Below are 19,904 nucleotides of genomic sequence, written 5' to 3'. Positions count from 1 at the left end.
GACGGATGGTGACGTGAACGGATGTGTGCCGCGCTGAGGTTCCTGCTCTGACACCCCTTCGAGCGGTCAGCTCAGCGCATCCTCCGTCGACGTGCTGCGCACGCTGTCTCGAAGTCTGTCCCATACGGCGTCCAGTCGGCGTCGGGCGTCGTCGTCCAGCCCCGGGAGCGGCCGTCGGCAAGTGCCCAGCGGCGTCGACTGCTTGCCTGCGAGGTACTTCGCAGCCGCGAACACCCCCTCCTGGACGAGCGCCTGGACCGTTTCGTTGATCCGGGTCTGCACGGTGCGCGCCCCGTCGACGTCCCCGCGAGCGTGGCGCGCTCTCAGCGACCGGAACAGCTCGATCTGCAGTCCGACCGTCGTCCCGATCGCCCCCCTCGCGCCGATGGAGAGTGCCGGCAGATACAGCTCGTCGAAGCCGTTGATGAGCGTCAGGTGGGGATACCGCTGAATCAGCCGCTCCGCGCCGTAGAGGTTCTGCGACGTGTGCTTGATCCCAACCACTTGGGACAGTTCGAGGACGCCTTCAAATCCGCCTTCTGAGATGTCGCGGCCAGTGAACTGCGGGATGTTGTAGAGGATGAAGGGGATGTCAACCGCATCGATGACGGCACGGAAGTGAGCGACGACCTCCGCCGTCGAATACTTGTAGTACAACGGCGGAATCATCGAGATCGCCGCTGCGCCAGCCTCGCGTGCGGCCCCCGCGAGCGAAATCGCCTCCCGCGTCGACAGCGCACCCACATGCGCGTACACCGGGATCCGTTCGCCCGCCGCCTCCACGGCGGACCGAGTGAGCGCGATCCGCTCATCGGTGCTGAGCAGGAGGCCTTCGCCGGACGAACCGGCGACGTAGATGCCCTCGACTCCGCGCGAGATATCGCCGTCCACCATCAGCGCAAACGCGTCGAGATCGAGACTCTCGTCGGCCCGGATCGGCGTCGGCGCGGCGACGATCAGACGGTCGCCGAAGATGCCGGTCACCATGCGGTCCACCCACCGTCCACGACGAGGTTCGCCCCGGTCATGTATCGCGACGCACCGGAGGCGAGGAAGATCAGGGCACCGTTGTACTCGTCGGCCTCCGCCATTCTGCCGATCGGCATGCGCGCGGTGTAGTTCGCCTGGAACTTCGCGTCCTGCGTGTCACGTCGCACACCGGATGGTGTCAGCGTGTTCACCCGGATGCCCGCCTTGCCCCAATAGGTGGCGCAGTAGCGCGTCAGGTTGTAAAGCCCCGACTTCGCGGCGGAGTAGGCCACCGGTTTGATGAACGGGATGCCGGTGTCCTCCGCCTTGTACGCGTAGATGTCCTGCACCGGGGAGACCATCCCGTAGATCGAGCCGATGTTGATGATCGATCCCTCGAGCCCCGCCTCGCCCATGCGTCGGCCGGCTGCCTGCGTCACCAAGAAGGTACCGACAAGGTTGGTGTCGACGACCTCACGGAACACCTCGGCGGGGAACTGCTCGAACGGCCCGGACACCTCCGGCGGGGCGCTGGGCTGGGTGTCGAGCCCGGCGTTGTTCACGAGGATCGTCGGGATACCCCACGTCTGCACGATCCGATCGAAGCCCGCCTCCACGCTGGCCTGATCGGTGATGTCCATCGTGACCGCCATCAGCCGGTCGGCGTCGACGGAAAATCCGAGCTTCGCCGCCGGGTCGATCACTTCGCTGCGCGAGGTCACCGCCACGCGAGCGCCGCGTGCGTGCAGCGCCTTGACGAACTCGGCACCAATCTGGCCGAAACCGCCTGTCACGACGGCGATCTGGTCGTGCACCGAGAACAGCGGATCGAACGCTTCCGACATGGTCGAGACTCCTTCGGTTGCGGCTTGTCAGCCCTTGACGGATCCTGCTGTCAGGCCGGACACGATGCCGCGCTGAGCCCACAGGAAGAAGATGATCGCCGGAAGCGCAAACAGCAGCGCGCACAGCATGACGACATTCATCGGCGTGTAGAACTGCCCGAGGAACGAGGCAAGTCCCACGGGTGCGGGCCACAGGTTCGAATCCGAGATGAACGTGTTGGCGAACATGAACTCGTTCCAGCCATCGAAGAAGGCGATGACGGCAGCGGCGGCGATACTCGGGCGGATCAGCGGCAGCACGATCGTGAACAGCATGCGCAGGCGCGAGCATCCGTCGATTCGCGCCGATTCCTCGATCTCGTAGGGGATCTTGTCGATGCCGCTCTTGATGATGAACATGCTCACCGGCATCACGAATGCAGTGTCCGCGAGCACGAGCCCCCAGTGGCTGTTCAGCAGGCCCGCGCCCGCGAAGATCGCGTACAAAGGCACGATGATGAGTGCCTCTGGCAGCATCTGAGTGCTGAAGAAGATGAAGCCGGCAACGCCTCGCCCGCGAAAGCGGTAACGGCTGAGCGCGTATGCCGCCATCGTTGCGAGCACGAGACTGAGGACCGTCGTCCCCGCAGCAATCACAAAGGAGTTGCCGAGCCAGCGCAGGATCGGGACCTCCGAGAGGAAGGTGCCCCACTGGCCGATGTTCGCGAACTCCGGGAGCAGAGGCTGTCCGTCGCGGTAGAGGGACTGCTCGGTCCCCAGCGACGTGCCGAGCATCCAGTAGACGGGAAAGCCGGTGAAGACGACCAACAGCGTGATGAGGGTGGCCTTGCCGAGGCTGCCCATGCGGGCGAGGACTCCACGCCGACCCAGCGGCTTGGTTGAGGTGAGAGAGGTGGTCATCGCTGGCTCTCCTGACGCTCCTGGATCTGCTCGATGACGAAGTAGACGACCGTCACGAGCAGTGAGAGGACGAGACCGAGCGCGCCGATCGCGGCCGCGCGACCGAGATTCTGGTCCTGGAAGGCGGTGCGGTAAACGTTGACGACGAGGGTATTGGTCTTGTCGAGCGGCCCACCGCCCGTGATCAGGAAGATGATCTCGAATCGGCGGATCGACCAGATCGTCATCAGCAGCGTGATGACACGAATCGTCGGCATGATGTGCGGGAGGGTGACGGCACGGAACGACTGCAGGGGCGAGGCGCCGTCGACCCACGTGGCCTCGCGCAGCTCGTGCGGCACGCTCTGCAGTGCGCTCAGTATGACGAGCAGGACCAGTGGTGTGAGCTTCCAGACCGTGGCGAGGGTTACCGAGAAGAGTCCGTATCGCGGGTCGACAAGCCAGCCGTGCTGGCCAAATCCGAGCGCCGTCGTGGTGCCGTTGAGGATGCCCTGCTCATTGTTGTAGATCCAGACGAAGATCAGGGCGGCCGCGACGGTGGGCACGGCCCACGGGACAGTGGCGATGGCGCGGACGAGGCCGCGCCCGCGGAACGGCTTGTTCAGCAATAGCGCCGCGGCGGTGCCGATGCCGACGGCGAAGACGACCGTGAAGAGCGTGTACAGCAGGGTCGTGCCGACCGACGCCCAGAACTTGTCGCTGGCGAGCAGGTACTCGTAGTTGTCCAGACCGACGGACCGACCGCCGGAGGGATTTACCAGCTTGGTCGCGGTGAACGACAGCAGAACTCCGCGGATCAGCGGATAGACGGTGAAGATCGCCAGGTACGCGATCGCCGGGAAGAGGAAGAGATATGCGCCGTTACGCTCGATGAAGAGCGAGAGCTTCCCGCTGCCGCGCCGCCGATTCACGGACCGCGCGCTACGCTGCGGTGTCTGCGCCCTCTCGGCCGTGTTCGTGACCATCGTGGTCCTTTCCGTTGGGCGGGGGTGGGCGACGCAACCACCCACCCCCGCGCAAATCAGCTGAGCTCTGCCTTGAGCGCTTTCTGCACGCCGGCAAGCTTCGCCGCGACGTCACCGCCGTTGACACGCAGGTCCTCGACAGCCGTCAGGAACGCACGCCAGACAACCTTGCTCTCGGTCTCAAAACCCTCGACGAGGGTCGAGCGCGAGGTTTTCGCGGCCTCCAGGAACTGAGTGGCCCACGGGTTCGCCTTGAGGAACTCGGGGGCGGGCTCGACATCAGTGGCCATCGCCGAGGCACCCAGACCGGCGCGGAGGGCGGTCTGTCCCTTCTCGCCGAGAACCCAGCGAACGAAGTCCTTCGCAGCCTCCTTGTTCTTGCTCGCCGCATTGACGGCGACGATCAGCTGCGAGTTGGAGCCTGCGTTCGCCATGGGAAGTGGCGCGGAGCCCAGGTTCTGACCGTTGATCGCGTTCTTGGGATTGCTCGTGAGGGTGGTCGCGACGCCCGAGTTCTCGAACAACATGCCGACCTGGCCCTGACCGAACTTCGCGCGGAAGGTCGACGCGTCGTCGCCGATCGGCGCGACGCCGGACTTGAAGGTCTCCAGGAAGGCCTCGACCGCCTTGACGTTCGCGGGGGCGTCGATCGTGAGCGCCTTGCCGTCGCTCAGTTCGCCGCCGAAGCCGTAGATCCAGTTCGCCATCTCGAGCGTCCAGCCGTCGATCTCGGCGGTCTGGTGGCGCCCGGCCCAGCCGGCGATGCCGCGCTGCTCCTTGATGGTCTTCGCGGTGGCGAGGAACTCGTCGAACGTCGTGGGGACCTTCAGGCCAAGCTCGGCGAAGAGGTCCTTGTTGTAAATGACCGTGTTGTAGGTCGGTCGCTCCCAGTTAAAACCGAACTGCTTGTCCTGGAAGAAGCCCGCCTTGTTGGTGCCGTTCAGCGAGTCGCCCAACTCCTTCGCGATGTCATCGAGCGGCTCGAGCACCCCGGCGTCGGCGAGCGACGCGAACTGGCTGTCCTGCAGCACCATCACGTCCGGGCCGCCGCCTGCGCCCAGCTCGGTGCTGAGCTTGTCGGCGTAGTTCGCGAACGGGATCTCGATCTTCGTCAGCGAGGCATTTCCGTCGGGACCGGTGTAGCCCTTCACCGCGTCCCAGAGGATCGGTCCCTTGCCGTCCTCGAGGAACTGCCAGTTGGAGAAGGTCAACTCGCCGCCAGCGCTCTTGCCGGACGAGTTACCTCCGCCCGTAGCGCCACATGCGCTCAGCGCAAGCACGGCGACGGCCGCGATGCCCACGGCCTGCACGCCACGTCGTGCCGTGCCCACTCTCGGTGATGCCGTGCCCTTAAACAACTTCATTGGGTACTCCTTTTGCTGCACGCCACGTGAGCGTTGGTGCTGCGGGGCTGATAGAATTCGTCCACGGAGTGATGCGTGAAATCGATTTCACGGGGACTGTACCCGGCCTCCGCAACCTTGTCCAGGGTCAGCTCACGGCGCCTTCGACCGCTCCGGAGCTGCAGGTCATGGTCGGGCCGGAGGTCACCGCGGCCCAGTCCTGCGGAGTCCATTGGCGAATGAGCGGATCTCCGCGATGGGTGCGTGCTGGCCTGCTTGACCCATGCGTCGAGGCGTTCGCGGCGCAACGTCCACGGCCACCCAGTCAGCACTGACCATCGCAGTGCGCTACGGCGGCATTCGCCGCCAGTTCGGCACGCCCGACGCTGACCGGAAGGTGTACGCGCTGCACTTCGCCCAGACCGACCTGGTCACCGCGCTCAGTCAGGTGCAGGGCGGCGACGGGCCGGTCGACGAGCACCGACAGCGGGAGCTCAAGCCCCGGGCTGCCGGTTTGAAGGCCGCGCAGACCTGGCACGCGAGCCGCACCATCCAGATGTGCCGCGAGGCGTGCGGCGGCGCTGGCTACCTGGCCGAGAACCGCCTACCCAGTCTCAAAGCGGACACCGATGTCTTCACCACGTTCGAGGGCGACAACACGGTGCTGCTGCAAGGTTGCCGGCACCGACCGCGGTTCAGGCCGGGTGAAGCGCGCCTCGACCGTGTCCATCAACTCGCCGAACAGCTCAGACCATCGCTGAGCGTCTATTCTGTAGGCGGCAGCCACCGCCGCATCTCTTGAGGTCCACACAACCACTGAGACTCGACGTGGCTGCTTGCTGGCCACGGCCAAAACCACACGCCACCACAGGCCCGAACGGATCTCCTGCTGGAGTACCAGGAGCTGGGCTTTTGGGCCGGGCATGATCGGACAAGGACGAGATCAGCGATGATGGCAGCGCGGGCATGACTCACTTCGGACGATCAACAAGGCGTAGGAACCTCGATGATCATCTGAACCAGTCATGCCCGCCCTGCCACCACCAGCACGAGCGCGTCTACACCAACCACATCAAGCCGAGCACCCTCACGACTTTGCCGGGGCCCTGCACCGCGCATGTTCTCTCGTGCGCACGCTGAACTTCCGGTTCACACGCGTCACACGATGGAGATCGACCGCACCTGGGTGTTGCCCTTGGTGTCGACGTAAACGTTGTAATCGCCGACGGTGTAAGTGCCAGCAGCGTTGTTGTCGATGGTGAACGTGGCCGTCGCAGGAGACTCGCCGCCGTCGATGTGGGTCTGCTTCACCGTAATGGTCAACTCGTTCTTGTTGCCCTTCAACTTCTTCACCACCGCCGACGGCTTCGCATCGATGACCGCGTTGGCGACTGTCACGTAGACCGCGTCGGGTGAAGAGAACTCCGCGTTCTTCTGCCCATCACCGAACACGAAGAAGCCCCGTTGTTCGATGGCCCCGCGCCCGGGGAACGGATCAGGGTTTGAGGCCAGGTACGTCGGATTGACCGTGTACAGGTCCGTCTTGGAATCCGCGAGGATGGGCTGCACCCCGGTGTACGGGGCATCGGTGATCGCGAGGTTGACCGACAGGTAGATGGCGTCGGGGTTGTTGGCCGAGATGCGCGAGGAGAAGTACTTGTCCGCACTCTGCCCCGCAGGAACGGCCAGCGGCACAACCGCGTCGCCGACGAGAATGTTGAACTGGAAGTCGCCGTAGCCGCCGGCGACGAACTTCGCCCAGGCCGCGTCCGACATATGCTCGGGGCGCTCCACCTTGAACTCCAGACGCATCGGCGCCACGTACGTGCTGTTCAGGTACTCGGTGTCGGTCAGGGGCAGGTAGACCCCTCCCGGGGCGTGCCCCAGTGCGAAAGCCGACGCCGTCGGGGCCGAGTTGCCGCGCCCGTTCCACATCGGGATGTTGAACGAGGTGGCGCCGAGCAGGGCCTGGGTGCCCAACTGGCTCGTGCCGACAGCGGCCGACGCGTCCTTGTAGGTTCCGATCGTGACGTCGAGCAGGTCGAGGTCCGCCCGGTCGGCGTTCAGCCCCGGGATGCTTGCCCCCATGAACTTGGCGCCGGCGGGCCCGGAGTACCGGGCCATCTCCAGCATGCCATCGGCCATGATCTTGGTCATCTGCACTGCCGAGTCGACCTTCATCCGCTCGTTGGCCGTGTGCCACCAGCGCTCGTTACCCGGGATGACGGCGCCGAAGGCGGTCATCTTGTTGCGGAAATTGCTGGCCAGGGTGCCACCGGTCGTGCCCTGCGGATAGACCACGTCCATGAGGGAATATGGATCCGCAAACCCCTCCGGGTTGCGGTTGATCGAGGCTTGGTAGCTCCCGAACTGAAGAGCCGTCAGCGGGTTGTCGTGAGTGACATACAACCCGGCGCCAACGGGCGAGCCGAGGTTGCCGATGGTGAACCCCTTCGCCTGGAAGGCGGCCGTGACCGCCGCGGTTACCTGGCCGGAGTCAGCCGCAGTGACGTGCATGCTGCGCACATACATCGGCATGCTGAGGCTGCCGGAGGCGTCCGTGTAGAAGCTCGTCGGGGTCTCTGAATTGATGCCTGCCATGAGGGCAAGGGTCAGGTTCGGCGTGCCGTTGCTCGGGTTGCGCAACAGGCTCGCCGGGATGCCCATGTACTTGCCGATATAGGCTTCGCCTTCGACACCGTCACGGAAGAACAGGTCGGCGATGCCGTCGGCGGCCTTCTTCAATTGCATGTCGGCGGCCGTGCTTCCCAATGCGCCGAGTCCCTTGGAGAGGAGGAACATTCCCCACACGACGGCATTCTTGCCGTACTGCGGGGTCGGCATCTCCATCGCCACATCGGTGTTGATCTCCAGCGTGAGCGAGTCGCCGGTGATCGTGGTCTGCACCTTGGGCGTGGTGCGGGGAGCAGCCGGGAGCCAACCCTTCGTGGTCGCGGCAGCGGTGATCGCCGACACGAATCGGTCGCGCTCGGCGGAGCCGGCCCCCGCCACGTCGAGGGTGAAGATGGCCCGCGAGGCGATCTGCGTGGTGCTGCCGTAGGCGATGTCCTTGAGCGTCGGGTCGCCTTCACGCAGGGTGACGCCGGCGGTGGCATCCGTCAGCCGGAAGGCCTTGGTGTTGTCTGCGGACAAGCTCATCGACACCGCCGGGGTCACCGATCCGGAGTTGCCGACGATGACCGGGAACCGCGAGTCGGAGGTGTAGGCCGCGATCGGGATCTCTTCCCGGTTGAGGTTCTTGTAGGCCCAGTTGTCGTAGAAGCTCGGGTTCGAGTTGTACGGGATGGACTGGAAGGTGGCGGTGTTCGTCGTCGAGGGGGTTCCGGGACCGCCGTCTTCGTAAATTCCCATGACGATGCGGATGCGTCGGTCGAGGGGCAACCCCGCTTCGAGCAGCGCCTTGGCCGCGAGCAGCGTCGCCAACGTCGGACCGCTGTCGTCCTGGATGCCCGCCCCGTAGACCCAGCCGTCCTGGACATAGGGCGAGTGGTAGGCACCTGGAGCGCCGAGGTTGCCATCGGCGTCCCGCCAGCGCGCCAGCTGGGCTGGCGAGACGGAAGCCGTCGGCGAGTCGAGGTGGCTCAAGGCCATGACCATCTCCGGGGCGTCCGGGTCACCGATCTCTGCGTAGACGTACTTGTCGGGCTGGCGTTGGACGACCACCGGGAAACCCAGGTCGGTGGCCAGCTTGACCACCCAGGCGAGCTTGGCGACCTTGCGGTCGTACTCGTTCTGGTTGGCTTCGGTGTTGCTGACCGGGAACGGGTACGCCGTCGCGGCCGTGCCGCCCCGGGAGATGGAGTCGTAGCTCGACCCGTCCAGCATCGCCCCGACCAGACTGAGCGGGTCGTAGGTGCCGTCCCCCGCCCGCGCGCTGTTGACGCGTCCCGCCAACGCCTCGACTTCCGCGTGGATCGCGTCGCGCTCGGCGTCGGTCACCGACAGATCGTAGGTAACGCTCGGCTGGAAGCGCTCCTCGCCGGAGCTGGTCGCGGACGCGTTAGCCGCTCCACCCATGGATATGAGCAATGACATGCCAAGTGTCAGCGCAAGAGGCTTTTTCCGTATCACCGTGCTCTCCCTAATGGTCAGACCCAAAGAAAAGTCGAATGAATTTCGTTGTACGCGAGACCCTTTCAGGCCGTTCCCAGCTTGTCAATGAACCTTTCTGAGTAACGGTTCGTGGCGCTGCGTGATCAGGTGGTGCGGTGCGGTCGTGCTCGAAGTGGAGGACGACGAGCGCGGCGGACGCGAACATCGATACGTTTCAAGGCGTAGCTGAACATGCAGGTCCTTCGATGTTTTGCCATCGGGGATTTTCAATGGCTCACTCACCTATCCCCCCCATTGACACTTTTCATGAGGGTCACCTTCATGAGTCCCTTCGATGTTCTTCAGGGAGTCACCTCGTTCATTCAGGGGGCTCAAAATAGAGGATGACCACTTTTCTAGATGGCCCCCATGAATCACGGTGGCCCTCTCGACGGCTGCGCAGAGCAGACAGCCACCGCGCGCCCCATTGCGCGGCCCTTTGGTCAACGCTGCGGGCCGACCGTCGCCCGACACACCCGCAGCCTCTCGATCCGCCCACCCTGGGCCGGCCACCCTCAGCAAGGAAGAGACCGACACGAAGAGCGCCGCAGCTACGCGCGCACCGTGCTCGCCGACGGCATGGCGCCGGACGCCCACCAGCAGATCCGGACCGGGTTGCGGGAGTTCGGGCTCGACCCGGTCGCGGCCGCCCAGGCGGTGAGCGTCGCCGTCGAGCAGTCGGACGCCGTCGAGGTGGACCTTCGACGGCGGGTCGCAGTGGCGGCAATACACCATGTCGACCGGGACGGCGACGATCGAGCGCACCGCGACGGTCAGCTTCGTCGCCAGCGAGACGGCCGGCAACGGCGCCACGGCCTTCGACGTCGACGACGCGACGTTCACGTTGAGCTGACCACACCGGGAATCGCCAGGACGGCCCTCGCAGCCGCGGTGACCGTCTTCGCGCAACGCGAACCACCCGATCACTGATCGCCTATCTCGATCACGATGGAGATCTACAGCCAGGTCTCGTCCAAGACGACCGCGCGGTCAAGGTCGGCAAGCGATCCGTGACCCGCACCTCAGCCCGGCAGGACGTCCTCAAGTTGCACCAGCTCCTCCGTGCTCAGCGTGAGATCCACGGCCCTGGCCGAGTCGGTGATGGAGGCCGGACGGCTGGCTCCCGGTACCGGGATCACTGCCGGGGAGCGGGCGAGAAGCCAGGCCAGGGCGATCTGCTGTGGGCTGACACCGCGCTCGGCGGCGAGGTGGTGAAAAGCGGTGCCGATGGAGGTGGGGCCGGATGGGCCGTCCAGGGAGCTGCGCGAGATGCCGCCGAGTGGGCTCCAGGGCAAAAAGGCCAGCCCCAGCTGTGTGCTCAGCTGCAGCTCAAGCTCGCTGTCGCGGACGGCGGGCGAGTACTGGTTTTGCACGGAGGCGAGTCCGTCGCCGAGGATCTGATGCGCCTGGAGGATCTGGGCTGTGGTGACGTTGGAGATTCCCGCGGCGCGGATCGTGCCGGCGTCGAGCAGCTCGCGCAGTGCGCCGACGGACTCCGCCCAGGGCACGGCCGGGTCCGACTTGTGCAGCTGGTACAGGCCGATCGCGTCGATGCCGAGGCGCTTGGCGGAGGCTTCGGCGGCTTGCTTGAGGTGTGCGGGGGTGGCGGTGACGGTCCAGCTGCCGTCGCCGGGGCGGCCACGGCCGCCCTTGGTGGCCACCAGGACGCCGGAGGTGTCACCGCCGTAGCGGGCCAGGGCGCGGGCGATCAGGAGCTCGTTGTGGCCCACCTCGCCGGCGTGCCAGTGGTAGCTGTCGGCAGTGTCGATGAGCGTGACGCCGGCGTCGAGGGCGGCGTGGATGGTGGCGATCGCCCGCGTCTCGTCCGGGCGGTGCTCGATGGACAGCGGCATGGCACCGAGGCCGATGGCGCTGACGGCGGTATGGGCAATGGTGCGGTACTGCATGGTGGTTCAAGCTCCTTAGGCGGCGGTGGGTGACGGCTCGGTGGTGAGAGCTTCGGCAACGGCGCCGGGCAACCAGTCGGTGGTGTGAGAGAAGGGGAACCCCAGCTTCTTCGCGCGGGCGTTGCTCATGGCGTAGTGGCGGTCGAAGGAGAACGCCGAAGCTTTCTCGCCCGCCGGGACGATCCGGTAGACGGGCTCCCGGCCTACCTGCGTGGCGATGATCGCGGCGAGGTCGTGCACATCGAGCGGGCCGTCGGAGCTGGCGTTGACCGGGCCGGTGAAGTCGGCCGTGGTCGCCCACAGCAGCAGCTCTGCCAGCTCCTCGTAGTGGATGAAAACCGTGGGCAGCGCGTTCGCGTGCACAGTGAGCTCTTCACCCTGGGTGATGCGCTTGGCGTAGTGTGCCAGCCTGCCGGTGAACTCCTGCGCGCCACCGCCGAGCACATGGGCGCTGCGCACGCTGGCGAACTCGAAGCCGTCGGCGCGGGCGAAGACGGCCTCCGCCTGGCGCTTGCCCTCGGCGTAGTGCGCCTCCAGGTACGCGTCGTCGTGCCAGGGAAGGTCCATGGCCACCAGCCAGGTGGCCGGGTCGACGATCTCCTCCGGTACCGGCGTCCCTGCGGGCACGGCCGGCAGGGCGGCGGTCGCGGGGTCGTAGACCTCGATCGTGGAGGTCATGACGTAGCGCCGGGTGTCGCCGGCAAAGACGCGGGCGGCGATTGCGGCCTGCACCGGGGTGTAGCAAACCTGGTCCACCACAACATCGAAGGTGCGAGAGCCGAGCGCGGCCGTCAGGGCGGCCTCGTCGTTTCGGTCGACAACGAGGTGCTGGACGCCGGCGGGCGGCGAGGTGGAGCCACGATTGATCACAGTGACCTCGTGACCAGCGGCCTGCAGGTGCTTCACCAGGAGCTTTCCGAAGTACCGGCTTCCGCCGATGACGCAGATCTTTTGCATGCCCCCATCCTGGAGACCTATTGTCATCAGCGGAAGTGTCGACCTACTGGATAGGCATTAAGGAAAACTGTTGATCGATGTGCAGCGGCTCCGCGTCCTGCGGGCGGTGGCGGAACACGGCAGCTTCAACCAGGCGGCCACGGCTCTCCGCCTCACCCCCTCGGCCGTCTCCCAGCAGGTGGCCGCCCTGGAGCGCAGCCTCGGCACCCAGGTCGTCGCCCGCAGCACCCGCGGCGTCACCCTCACACAGGCCGGCCACATCATGGTCGGCGCCGCCGAATCCGTCGCCGCAGAGCTCGAACACGCCCAACAACAGGTCGCGCAGCTCAGCACCGGCCGCACTCAACTCACCGTCGCCACCTTCACCAGCGGCGGCAGACTGCTGCTGCCCGCCGCTCTCAGCCGACTCACGGCAGTCCACCCCCGCACCGTGCTCCACATCAGGGAGGGCGAACCCGAGGACACCCTGCCGCTCGTCCGCCAGGGCGCCGTGGACCTCGCCCTCGCCTACCACTTCGACGGCCCGTTACCCGTTGGGCCGGGCCCGAGCTCCAACCTGGAATGGACGCCGCTCCTGGAAGACCCCCTGCACGTCGTCCTGCCACAAGGGCACCGACTCGCCAACTGCGACGCGCTCGACCTCGCCGAGCTGGCATCCGAACCCTGGGTGCTCGGCTGCCTGAAGACCGAGGCATACCTGCGCCGCTACGCCGAACGCGCCGGCTTCGACCCGGAAGTGCGCGGGACCACGACCGACTACTTCTTCGCCCGCTCACTGGTCGCCGCAGGCATGGGAATCTCCCTGATCCCCTCCATCGCGCTCGCCCCGGAGATCCCTGGCCTCTGCACCGTCCCGATCACGTCGCCGTGGCCGATCCGGCACATCGGTGTCGCCGCGATCAGCCGCAGCGACCGACCCCACGTCACGACGCTCATCCACGCCCTTCGCGAACAGGCGATGCAGCACAACGGGCATTGATCCGCCACGGGTCCCCGGCCAAACGCCGACGGGCCCAGCTCAGGCCGGCGGACCAAGCTGGGCCAGGATCGTCGGGTCGGCAATCTTTTCGTCCTCATTGAGCAGAAGCACCCTGCTGAGGATGATGTTGGTCATCCGGTCCTCGTCGGCGAACGGCAGGAACAGGCTCGGATGGGCCGTGCCACCGAACGAGGCTGGGACCACGCACAGGTAGCCGCCGGGCTCGACGTGAACGCTACCGCTGTCCAGGTGCACGCGATAGGTGGCCCGCGAGCCACGGACCACGGCCGCCGTGCCGTCGATGGTCACTCGAGCCAGCCCGAGATCATCGATCAGGCTGGCCAGCAACTCGATCCGGCTCGCCACGTGTAGCGGAGAGGCGTACCCCGCCGGGTCAATCCCGGCCACCGACACGACGAGGTCCAGGTCCCGCATGACCTCGGAGAACGCTACCGGCGGCACGTCGGCCAGGGGGACTACCGATCCGGCGGTCAGGAAACGCAGCTCGCCGACGACCACCTCTCCCCCGCCGAAGTAGCCCTGCAGGTCGCAGACCAGCGCGGCCGTGATCTCGGTGGTAACCGGCCGTGTTGCCTGATGCTTGTCATATTGGCCATGGGTCGACCAGCCGCGCCCGGACAGCAGCTGACCCGACACCTTGCCGTCGACCGTGTGTCCAGCAAACCGTCGCGACACGTCAACAGCGTCGCGTTCCGCCGAAGTCAACCGGTACAGCTCGCGGAAAGCCTGCTTCACCGGTTGTCGGATCCGGTGCTGGACAACCTTCGCCTGCCAGCGGGCGAGCAGGCCCCGCTCGTACATCAGCATCGGATGCACCACCGTGACCGGACCGTCGAGGTCGACCTCGTCGAGCAAGCCGATCATGCCGGCCTGGTCCTGCCAGATCAACGCAGGGAGCATCACCGCGCCGGCTGGCAGGCTCCGCAGGCGGGCGAGCTCATCGGGGGCGAGGGTGCCGCCAGTGGCGACGAGTCGCTCGATCAACCCGGTACGCATGCGACGGGCCTGGTCCTGTAGCCGTTCCCGGTGTTCGCGGATCTCGATGTACAACGGGTCGGCGCGTACGGCGGCCGGCACCGACTTCAGCTGCTTGCCTGCCTTGCTGACCGTGATGAGCGGCTCGGCACCGGACAGCCGCAGCGCAACCGTGTAGTCGCCGAGGTGCCAGTCGCCGGGCGTCGGAGCGACGATACGAGCCTCGCAGTCCCACTCAAGGCGACCGGCGTCCGGGACAGCGGCCACCTGGGCGAGATGGTCGAGGGAGACAGCGACTGCGGCGGCGTGGCTGTGCCTGCGGTTCGGACCCAACTTCGGACCCCGCTTCGCCACCTCCCGCAGTGCCAGGTAGCGGTCGAGCACCGTCTCGTCGTCGGCGAGCGGCAACAGGCCGAAAGCGGCGATGCCCGCCAACGCGTTTTGTTTGACTCGCTTGGAGACGGCTGCGCGGTTCCAGCCCAGAGCGGCAGAGACGATCTCGCTCGGGCAGAGCTGCAGCAGCCGGCGCGCACCGTCGTCGCCGGCCTGTCGCACAGCGGCGAGGATGGCGCTCCGATCCTGCCGCATCGCCTCCGTTGTGGGGGCCGCCTGCACCAGCCGCAGCAACGGCGCCGCGTCGGGCAGCCCGAGCAGTGGCAGCAGCACCTCGGCGTCACCCGCCGGCAGTCGTAGCTCGAATGCGTACCGCCGCTGCTCAACTGGGCGGTTCCGCAGGTGTTCCACCAGCGCCGTCCGCTCACCATCGGTCAACTCGGCGGCGCCGAGGCGCGCGGCCATCTGGCGATCCGTTCGTCGCTCCAAGGCCCGGAGCACGAACCGCAGGCCTCGTGGCACCAGCACCTCGGGTAGCGCGGCCCACTCGGGCTCGGATGGCGAGGTCAGGCGCCAGGCCAACTCGTCAAAGTAGTCGCCCACGGCGGGCGCACAGGCTGCGGGGCTGTCCGCCGGGGAGCGTCCGACTATGGCGTGTCCCAGGTACTCGTCGTCGGTGAACGCCCGCTCGATGATCTCGACATCGAGCGCCTCCACCTCGTGCAGGGCGTCCAGGACCCGCACCACGGTCTCCCGACGCGCGCGGCCCAGCGGAGTGAGGACCAGCAGGCGCAGCAGGTGCACATCGGCGGCGGCGATTGCCCGGTCCGCCAGGGGCTCGAGCGGCGGCGTCGGCCAACCCGGATGGTCCACAATGGATGCGAGCAGGGCTCTGCGGCTGGCGGTCGGCCATGGGGCATCCAGGACGTCCGCCGGATCGTTGGGGCTCTGCACGGGAAGTGCGGCGTCGTAGATGTCATCCAGCGCCGCGTAGATGTCACCGGCGTTCGAGTCCAGATGCCCACCGGTGCGGTCAATGCTATTGCCGGCCTCCAGCGCACGCCGGATCTCGTTGGCGTGGGACCGCAGACCTGGCAGGTCACCGGCCCTCGCCAAGGCCGAAGCCTCGTCGACCATTCGCCACAGGGCGTCTCGCTGGTGACGGACCTCGTCGGCATACATCTCCGGAACATCCACCACGGGTCACCCACCAACCAGAGCAGTCAGCCGCAGGAACACGACAGGCTGGCCGGGCCGGAGCACGGTCTCCTCGGCGAGCCAGTCCACCTGGCGTCCTCCCACGAACAACACGTTGGTCTCCTCCACCGCCTGCAGTTCCCATGCCCACCGCTTGCCACCACCCCGCAAACGCAACGGTTCGAACGTGAGGATGCCGCATTTCCACTGTGACGATCGCCCGGGGCTGACCGGCGGTGGGGTGCGGGGCGGTCAACGCCGGGCACCCCACCCCACCGTTGTCAGCCGGTCGGCGTCAGCGGCATATCGCGTCCCGCGTGCGAGGAGTCGGCGTCTTCGATGCCGACGGTGGCGCCGTCCACCACGCCCATCGGGGCGACCACCGTGATGTCGTTGACCGCGTCGCCACCGATGATCGTCGGCAGGTAGAGCCGCCCGTCACGCTGGCAGCCGGTGACGTTCGCATAGACGTACGTGGCCACATCGGACTCGGGGACCTTGGTGAACCGGTACACCCCGTCCGCTGCGGTGGTCATCCGCACCGTCGGCAGCTTGCGGTGCGCGAGCCACACCTCGGCGCCCCGCACCGGCTGTCCGAGTGAGTCCCGGATGACGCCGCTGACCGTGCGCTCGTTGAGTGACAGCCGCACGTCGCGGCGTATCCGCGCGCCGCTGGTGCCGAGCACGATGGTGGAACCGGGCTCCGGTCGCCTCACGGCCGCGTGCACGGGCGGCGGTGCATGCTGTGGAGGCCTACTGCCGCAGGCGCAGTGGGCCGACCGCAACGCAGTAGGGAGCGGGCGAGATCAATCGATCTCGCCCGCTCCTTTTTGTGGCTCATCTCAGCACGCCTCGGGGTGCCTCCGAGTCCGCGTGCTTTTATGCTGGCTACCGCACCGTCAACTTCTGGTAGTTGGCGGCGTAGGGCTGGTAGGTCGGGTTGCCGGAGTAGGCAACGTGGACTGTGTAGTTTCCGCGCGGCAGATCGGCAGTCTGCAGTGTGACGATGGCCTTGCCGTCCGTCAGTGGCACGACCTGCACGGTGCCGCCGAAGGTGACGGTGACCTCGCCGGTCGGGGTCGGAGCTTTCTGCTTCTGCCCGCCCGCTGGCCCAACAGTGACGTTCAGCTTGAACGTGTCCCCGCGGACAACCGACGCCGGCGCGGTTTTCGCCTGGACCTTGACGGCGGCCGGGCCGGTGGGCACCTTGAACGACGCCGTGCCTTCCGACGCCTCCAGGTAGTCGAAGCCGAGGTACTCGGCCTTGACCGTCCGGGCACCCGCAGGCAGACCCGTCGGCAGCGTGACCGTGGCCGCGCCGTCGTTCAGGTGGGCGAGCTTCGACCACGAGCCGATACTGAACCGCACCTGACCGCCGGTCTCGAACCCGTCAGCTGCCTTGACCGTGGCGGTGGCCGTGGTCGTCTGGGCCCCGCTCGCGTACGGCTCGACAGCCACCTCAGTGGTGGTCGTGACGTCGCTGTTCGGGATCTTGCGGATGTCGTTCCACTCGCGGACGGTGAGCGGGATCACGGTGCCGTGACGCGGACGGACGACACCCGCGTTGGTCATCGTGATCGCCTTGGCGTTCCAGGTCGGGGCCTCGATGTTCTCGTGGCACGCGGCCTGGTATCCACCGCCGTTCGTGTACCGGTCACCCCAGAGGTAGAACTGGCCCGGGCAGGAGGTGTCACCAGGGTTGGCCTTGAAGACGACCGGCCCCTCGTAACCCTGGTTGGCGACCCACGTCGTGCGCCCCAGAGCCGGAGCGAGCAACGTCCAGTTGTCGACGTTGCTGTCCAGGAAGTCGGTGTGCTTCTCCGAGAAGATATCGGAGCCCTGGTTGCCAGCCTCGTTCTTGGTCACGCGGTAGTAGTAGTCACCGACCCGGATCGCGGTCGTGTCGATCCGCGACTTGGGGGTCGGGTTCTGCCAAACCTTGGGACCGGAGAACGTCTGGAAGTCGCGCGTCGTGGTGTACCACATCTGCGCGTTTCCCTGACCGGTGCGGTTCACGGGGTCGTTCCACAGCGACTGTGCCCAGAACACGACGTAGGCGCCGATCTCCTCGACCCACAGCGACTCGGGTGCGAAGGCGTTGCCCGCGTTGTCGGGCGCGACCTTCACGTGCCGCTGAGGAGTCCAGTGCACGAGGTCGTGCGACTCGAACACCTCGATGTACTGGGTGTCGTTGATGGCGTATCCGCCCTGGTCGTACCAGTTCAGGTCGGTGGCGATCATGTAGTACGTGTCGCCGTCGGGTGAGCGGACGATGTGCGGGTCACGAAGGCCCTGGTCGCCCAGCTGGGAGACGAGCGACGGCCAGCCTCCGGTCAGACCGGTCCAGTCCAGAGCGGTGTTTCCGTTGGACGTTGCGAACATGATCTGCTCGCCGTCGGCGATTCCCTCGCCCTTGAAGTACCCCATGAAGTACCGCTCGTACTCCTCGGAGCGCGGCATGGCGGTGATGGTCACCGGGAACGACTTCGTCTGCGAGGCCGAACCCTTGGTGATGGTCGCCGTCAGGGTGGCGGCAACATCCGCACGGCCGAAGGCCGGGCGGGTCACCTCACCGGTCGGGGTGACGAGGTCGGTGGTCGACTTCCAGGTGATCTTGGATCCGAACTCGCCGTTGGCCGGGAGGTCGATGTTTCCGCGCACGTCGTCGGTGGCGTACAGGGTCAGGTCGAACCTGTCACGGTCGACCGCCTGCGCGTCATCGAACCCGGCCTTCACCACAATGGGGATCTCCCGCGTGGTGACCTCATTGGCGCCCTTGCGGACAGTCGCCGTGAGCGTGGCTGTCGCGTCCGGCTGCCCCTGCGCGGGTCGGGTGATCCTGCCGGTCACCGCAACCTTGCGTGCGCTGGCGACGGCTGGCGGGGTGTAGACCTCGACGACCGACGGGTCCGAACTCGTCCACGTGATGGCCGAGCCCGCCACGGAGCCCACCTTGGGCAGAGTGATGTCGCGTACGATCGCACTGGTCAGGCCGAGGTCGATGGCGTCTGCATCGGCGTGAACGCCAGTGGAGACGGTCCTTTCCGCCAGGGCGAGTGTCTCGTCGAGGCTCACTGCCCGGTCGTAAACCCGGAAGTCCCGGATCGTTCCGCGGAATGAGTAGTGGCCCGACGTCTGCGAGCGAGCGAGGAAGTTGCAGTTGGTCCCCGCAGCGTTCACCGACGGCGGCGTGGTCAGGTTCGTCGACGTCGCGTGCAGCACGCCGTCGACGTAAAGCCTGCCGGTCCAGCTCGTACCGTTCGCGTTCAGTGACTGGGCGTAGGTGACGTGCGTCCACGCTCCCTCGGGCATGCGGACCCGGGTCTGTTGGAGGTTCGCCGAACCCACCGCTACGCGGAACCGCTGGGTGTTCGACGCGAAGATGGAGCCCTGGGCGCCGGTGTCGGCATCGCACGAGCCGGACTTCGCGCCGAAGCCCCACATCTGGTGCTCGCCGACGTTCGCCGGGTCAACCCACACGTCATAGTCGACGGTGAGGTTCGACATGCCGGCGGTGATGTCTTTCGGCAGCGCCACGTACGCACCGTCGAGGGCGCTCCCGTAGGAGTCGGGGTTGAACTTGACTCCCTTCCCGGTCAAGGTCGCCTTTTCCGGATGCACGAGCGTGGCGTTCGCCGCCGAGCCCGCGCTACCCGAGTTGACCAGCGTCGTCCCACTGGTCTCGTCGAGGGCGAAGTGGTGCACCAGACCCTCGTTGAGCTTCTCCTCGGCAGCGTGCGAGGGCGTCGCTGCGAACGAGACCGAGAGAAGCGCACCCAGTGCCAGGCCCGCGACACCTCTACTCGTCCGACTCAGCCTGGAATGTGACCTATGCTGTCGCAAACTCAATTGATTCTCCTTGATGGGTGCCAGACTCCATCTGAAGTGGATGAGCGTAGTTAACGCTAACAATTGCGCTATTACAAGGTCAACGAGACGCCTGGGCCCGTGCAGACTGGACCATCGAGAACAGCGTGCACTGGATCAGAGACGCGACTTTCGGCGAGGACGCCAGCCAGGTCCGCACCCCTGTCCACGCGTGGTGGGTGGGTTCACAGGCGAGCTGGAGCAGTTGGGCGCCCGCCACGGTCGAATTGTTCTTGATGCCGACGCACAGGGTGCTGTGCACTGGTCGCAACCGGTCACCTGGCACGGGGAGTTGATCGACGCGGCCCTGGAATTCATCACCGCCGACAACGCGAGCCTCGCTCAGGCTGGCGTCGAGAGCAGAAACGCGCAGACTGTGGGATGACGCCGGGCCGGTCGGGCTGACCCTGGTGAGGCAGGACGACCCGGTCGGGAATCACCCAGGGCCTCAGCCAAGTCGCAGCGACTGTCCGGCTTGGGCGGGTTGGTGCAGACGCAGGGCCCCGCCATTGCCGTGGGGGCCCGGCTTGATG

General features: G+C 66.5%; 14 protein-coding genes and 1 pseudogene. 4 read left to right on the top strand and 11 right to left on the bottom strand.

Annotated elements, in window-relative coordinates; all coding sequences use genetic code 11:
* Positions 1-66: 66 nt before the first annotated feature.
* The 5 genes from OG811_RS24430 to OG811_RS24410 all read right to left on the bottom strand — a co-directional run bounded on the left by OG811_RS24430 (position 67) and on the right by OG811_RS24410 (position 5,043).
* On the bottom strand, positions 67-987 hold the full coding sequence (locus OG811_RS24430) for a dihydrodipicolinate synthase family protein (protein ID WP_406075895.1): 921 nt from the start codon (positions 985-987) through the stop codon (positions 67-69).
* Positions 981-1,814, bottom strand: a complete 834-nt coding sequence (locus OG811_RS24425; RefSeq protein ID WP_406068976.1) for an SDR family oxidoreductase — start codon at positions 1,812-1,814, stop codon at positions 981-983. Before OG811_RS24425 ends, OG811_RS24430 begins: the two co-directional genes overlap by 7 nt.
* Positions 1,815-1,841: 27 nt before the next feature.
* Positions 1,842-2,714 carry a carbohydrate ABC transporter permease gene (locus tag OG811_RS24420; RefSeq protein WP_406068974.1) on the bottom strand — a complete coding sequence of 291 codons (873 nt, stop codon included), beginning with the start codon at positions 2,712-2,714 and terminating at the stop codon, positions 1,842-1,844.
* Positions 2,711-3,625: a carbohydrate ABC transporter permease gene (locus tag OG811_RS24415; protein WP_406068972.1), complete on the bottom strand. Its 915-nt coding sequence runs from the start codon at positions 3,623-3,625 to the stop codon at positions 2,711-2,713. Before OG811_RS24415 ends, OG811_RS24420 begins: the two co-directional genes overlap by 4 nt.
* A 110-nt stretch (positions 3,626-3,735) precedes the next feature.
* Positions 3,736-5,043 carry an ABC transporter substrate-binding protein gene (locus tag OG811_RS24410; protein WP_406068971.1) on the bottom strand — a complete coding sequence of 436 codons (1,308 nt, stop codon included), beginning with the start codon at positions 5,041-5,043 and terminating at the stop codon, positions 3,736-3,738.
* A 265-nt stretch (positions 5,044-5,308) separates the two neighbouring features.
* Between OG811_RS24410 and OG811_RS24405 the strand changes: the two are divergent.
* Positions 5,309-5,695 (top strand): annotated as a pseudogene (locus OG811_RS24405) (acyl-CoA dehydrogenase family protein); the annotation flags it as partial.
* 485 nt (positions 5,696-6,180) lie between these two features.
* Here the strand turns inward: OG811_RS24405 and OG811_RS24400 are convergent.
* Positions 6,181-8,982, bottom strand: a complete 2,802-nt coding sequence (locus OG811_RS24400) for a M20/M25/M40 family metallo-hydrolase (RefSeq protein WP_406068969.1) — start codon at positions 8,980-8,982, stop codon at positions 6,181-6,183.
* Positions 8,983-9,699: 717 nt separating this feature from the next.
* Between OG811_RS24400 and OG811_RS24395 the strand changes: the two genes are divergently transcribed.
* Positions 9,700-10,065: a hypothetical protein gene (locus OG811_RS24395; protein WP_406068968.1), complete on the top strand. Its 366-nt coding sequence runs from the start codon at positions 9,700-9,702 to the stop codon at positions 10,063-10,065.
* A 92-nt stretch (positions 10,066-10,157) separates the two neighbouring features.
* Here the strand turns inward: OG811_RS24395 and OG811_RS24390 are convergent, their stop codons facing one another.
* Complete coding sequence (locus OG811_RS24390) at positions 10,158-11,042, bottom strand: aldo/keto reductase (RefSeq protein ID WP_406068966.1); 885 nt, start codon at positions 11,040-11,042, stop codon at positions 10,158-10,160.
* A gap of 15 nt (positions 11,043-11,057) precedes the next feature.
* Positions 11,058-11,999 (bottom strand): NAD-dependent epimerase/dehydratase family protein, encoded by a 942-nt coding sequence (locus OG811_RS24385; RefSeq protein WP_406068965.1) that lies wholly within the window; start codon positions 11,997-11,999, stop codon positions 11,058-11,060.
* 79 nt (positions 12,000-12,078) lie between these two features.
* Here OG811_RS24385 and OG811_RS24380 point away from each other — a divergent pair, with 79 nt between their 5' ends.
* Positions 12,079-12,978 (top strand): LysR family transcriptional regulator, encoded by a 900-nt coding sequence (locus OG811_RS24380; RefSeq protein ID WP_406075894.1) that lies wholly within the window; start codon positions 12,079-12,081, stop codon positions 12,976-12,978.
* Between the two features lie 39 nt (positions 12,979-13,017).
* Here the strand turns inward: OG811_RS24380 and OG811_RS24375 are convergent, their stop codons facing one another.
* From OG811_RS24375 to OG811_RS24365, 3 genes are all read right to left on the bottom strand, one after another.
* Positions 13,018-15,504, bottom strand: a complete 2,487-nt coding sequence (locus tag OG811_RS24375; protein WP_406068963.1) for a DUF4132 domain-containing protein — start codon at positions 15,502-15,504, stop codon at positions 13,018-13,020.
* 281 nt (positions 15,505-15,785) lie between these two features.
* Complete coding sequence (locus OG811_RS24370; RefSeq protein WP_406068962.1) at positions 15,786-16,220, bottom strand: carboxypeptidase-like regulatory domain-containing protein; 435 nt, start codon at positions 16,218-16,220, stop codon at positions 15,786-15,788.
* A 172-nt stretch (positions 16,221-16,392) separates the two neighbouring features.
* A complete protein-coding gene (locus OG811_RS24365; RefSeq protein WP_406068960.1) occupies positions 16,393-19,209 on the bottom strand; it encodes an immunoglobulin-like domain-containing protein in 2,817 nt (938 codons plus the stop codon).
* A 334-nt stretch (positions 19,210-19,543) separates the two neighbouring features.
* On the opposite strand from OG811_RS24365, the gene OG811_RS24360 reads away from it, so the two are divergent.
* On the top strand, positions 19,544-19,756 hold the full coding sequence (locus tag OG811_RS24360) for a hypothetical protein (RefSeq protein ID WP_406068958.1): 213 nt from the start codon (positions 19,544-19,546) through the stop codon (positions 19,754-19,756).
* Positions 19,757-19,904 lie beyond the last annotated feature (148 nt).

The organism is Micromonospora sp. NBC_01638 (genome assembly GCF_045209745.1).
Classification (GTDB): domain Bacteria; phylum Actinomycetota; class Actinomycetes; order Mycobacteriales; family Micromonosporaceae; genus Micromonospora.
The sequence above is the reverse complement of the archived record's forward strand: the minus strand, read 5'-3'. Positions and strand labels throughout refer to the sequence as shown.

Bases quoted from the DNA above. Each gene is read 5' to 3' on its own strand.
- OG811_RS24430 (WP_406075895.1), bottom strand. From the start codon at position 987: ATGGTGACCGGCATCTTCGGCGACCGTCTGATCGTCGCCGCGCCGACG.
- OG811_RS24425 (WP_406068976.1), bottom strand. From the start codon at position 1,814: ATGTCGGAAGCGTTCGATCCGCTGTTCTCGGTGCACGACCAGATCGCC.
- OG811_RS24420 (WP_406068974.1), bottom strand. From the start codon at position 2,714: ATGACCACCTCTCTCACCTCAACCAAGCCGCTGGGTCGGCGTGGAGTC.
- OG811_RS24410 (WP_406068971.1), bottom strand. From the start codon at position 5,043: ATGAAGTTGTTTAAGGGCACGGCATCACCGAGAGTGGGCACGGCACGA.
- OG811_RS24390 (WP_406068966.1), bottom strand. From the start codon at position 11,042: ATGCAGTACCGCACCATTGCCCATACCGCCGTCAGCGCCATCGGCCTC.
- OG811_RS24385 (WP_406068965.1), bottom strand. From the start codon at position 11,999: ATGCAAAAGATCTGCGTCATCGGCGGAAGCCGGTACTTCGGAAAGCTC.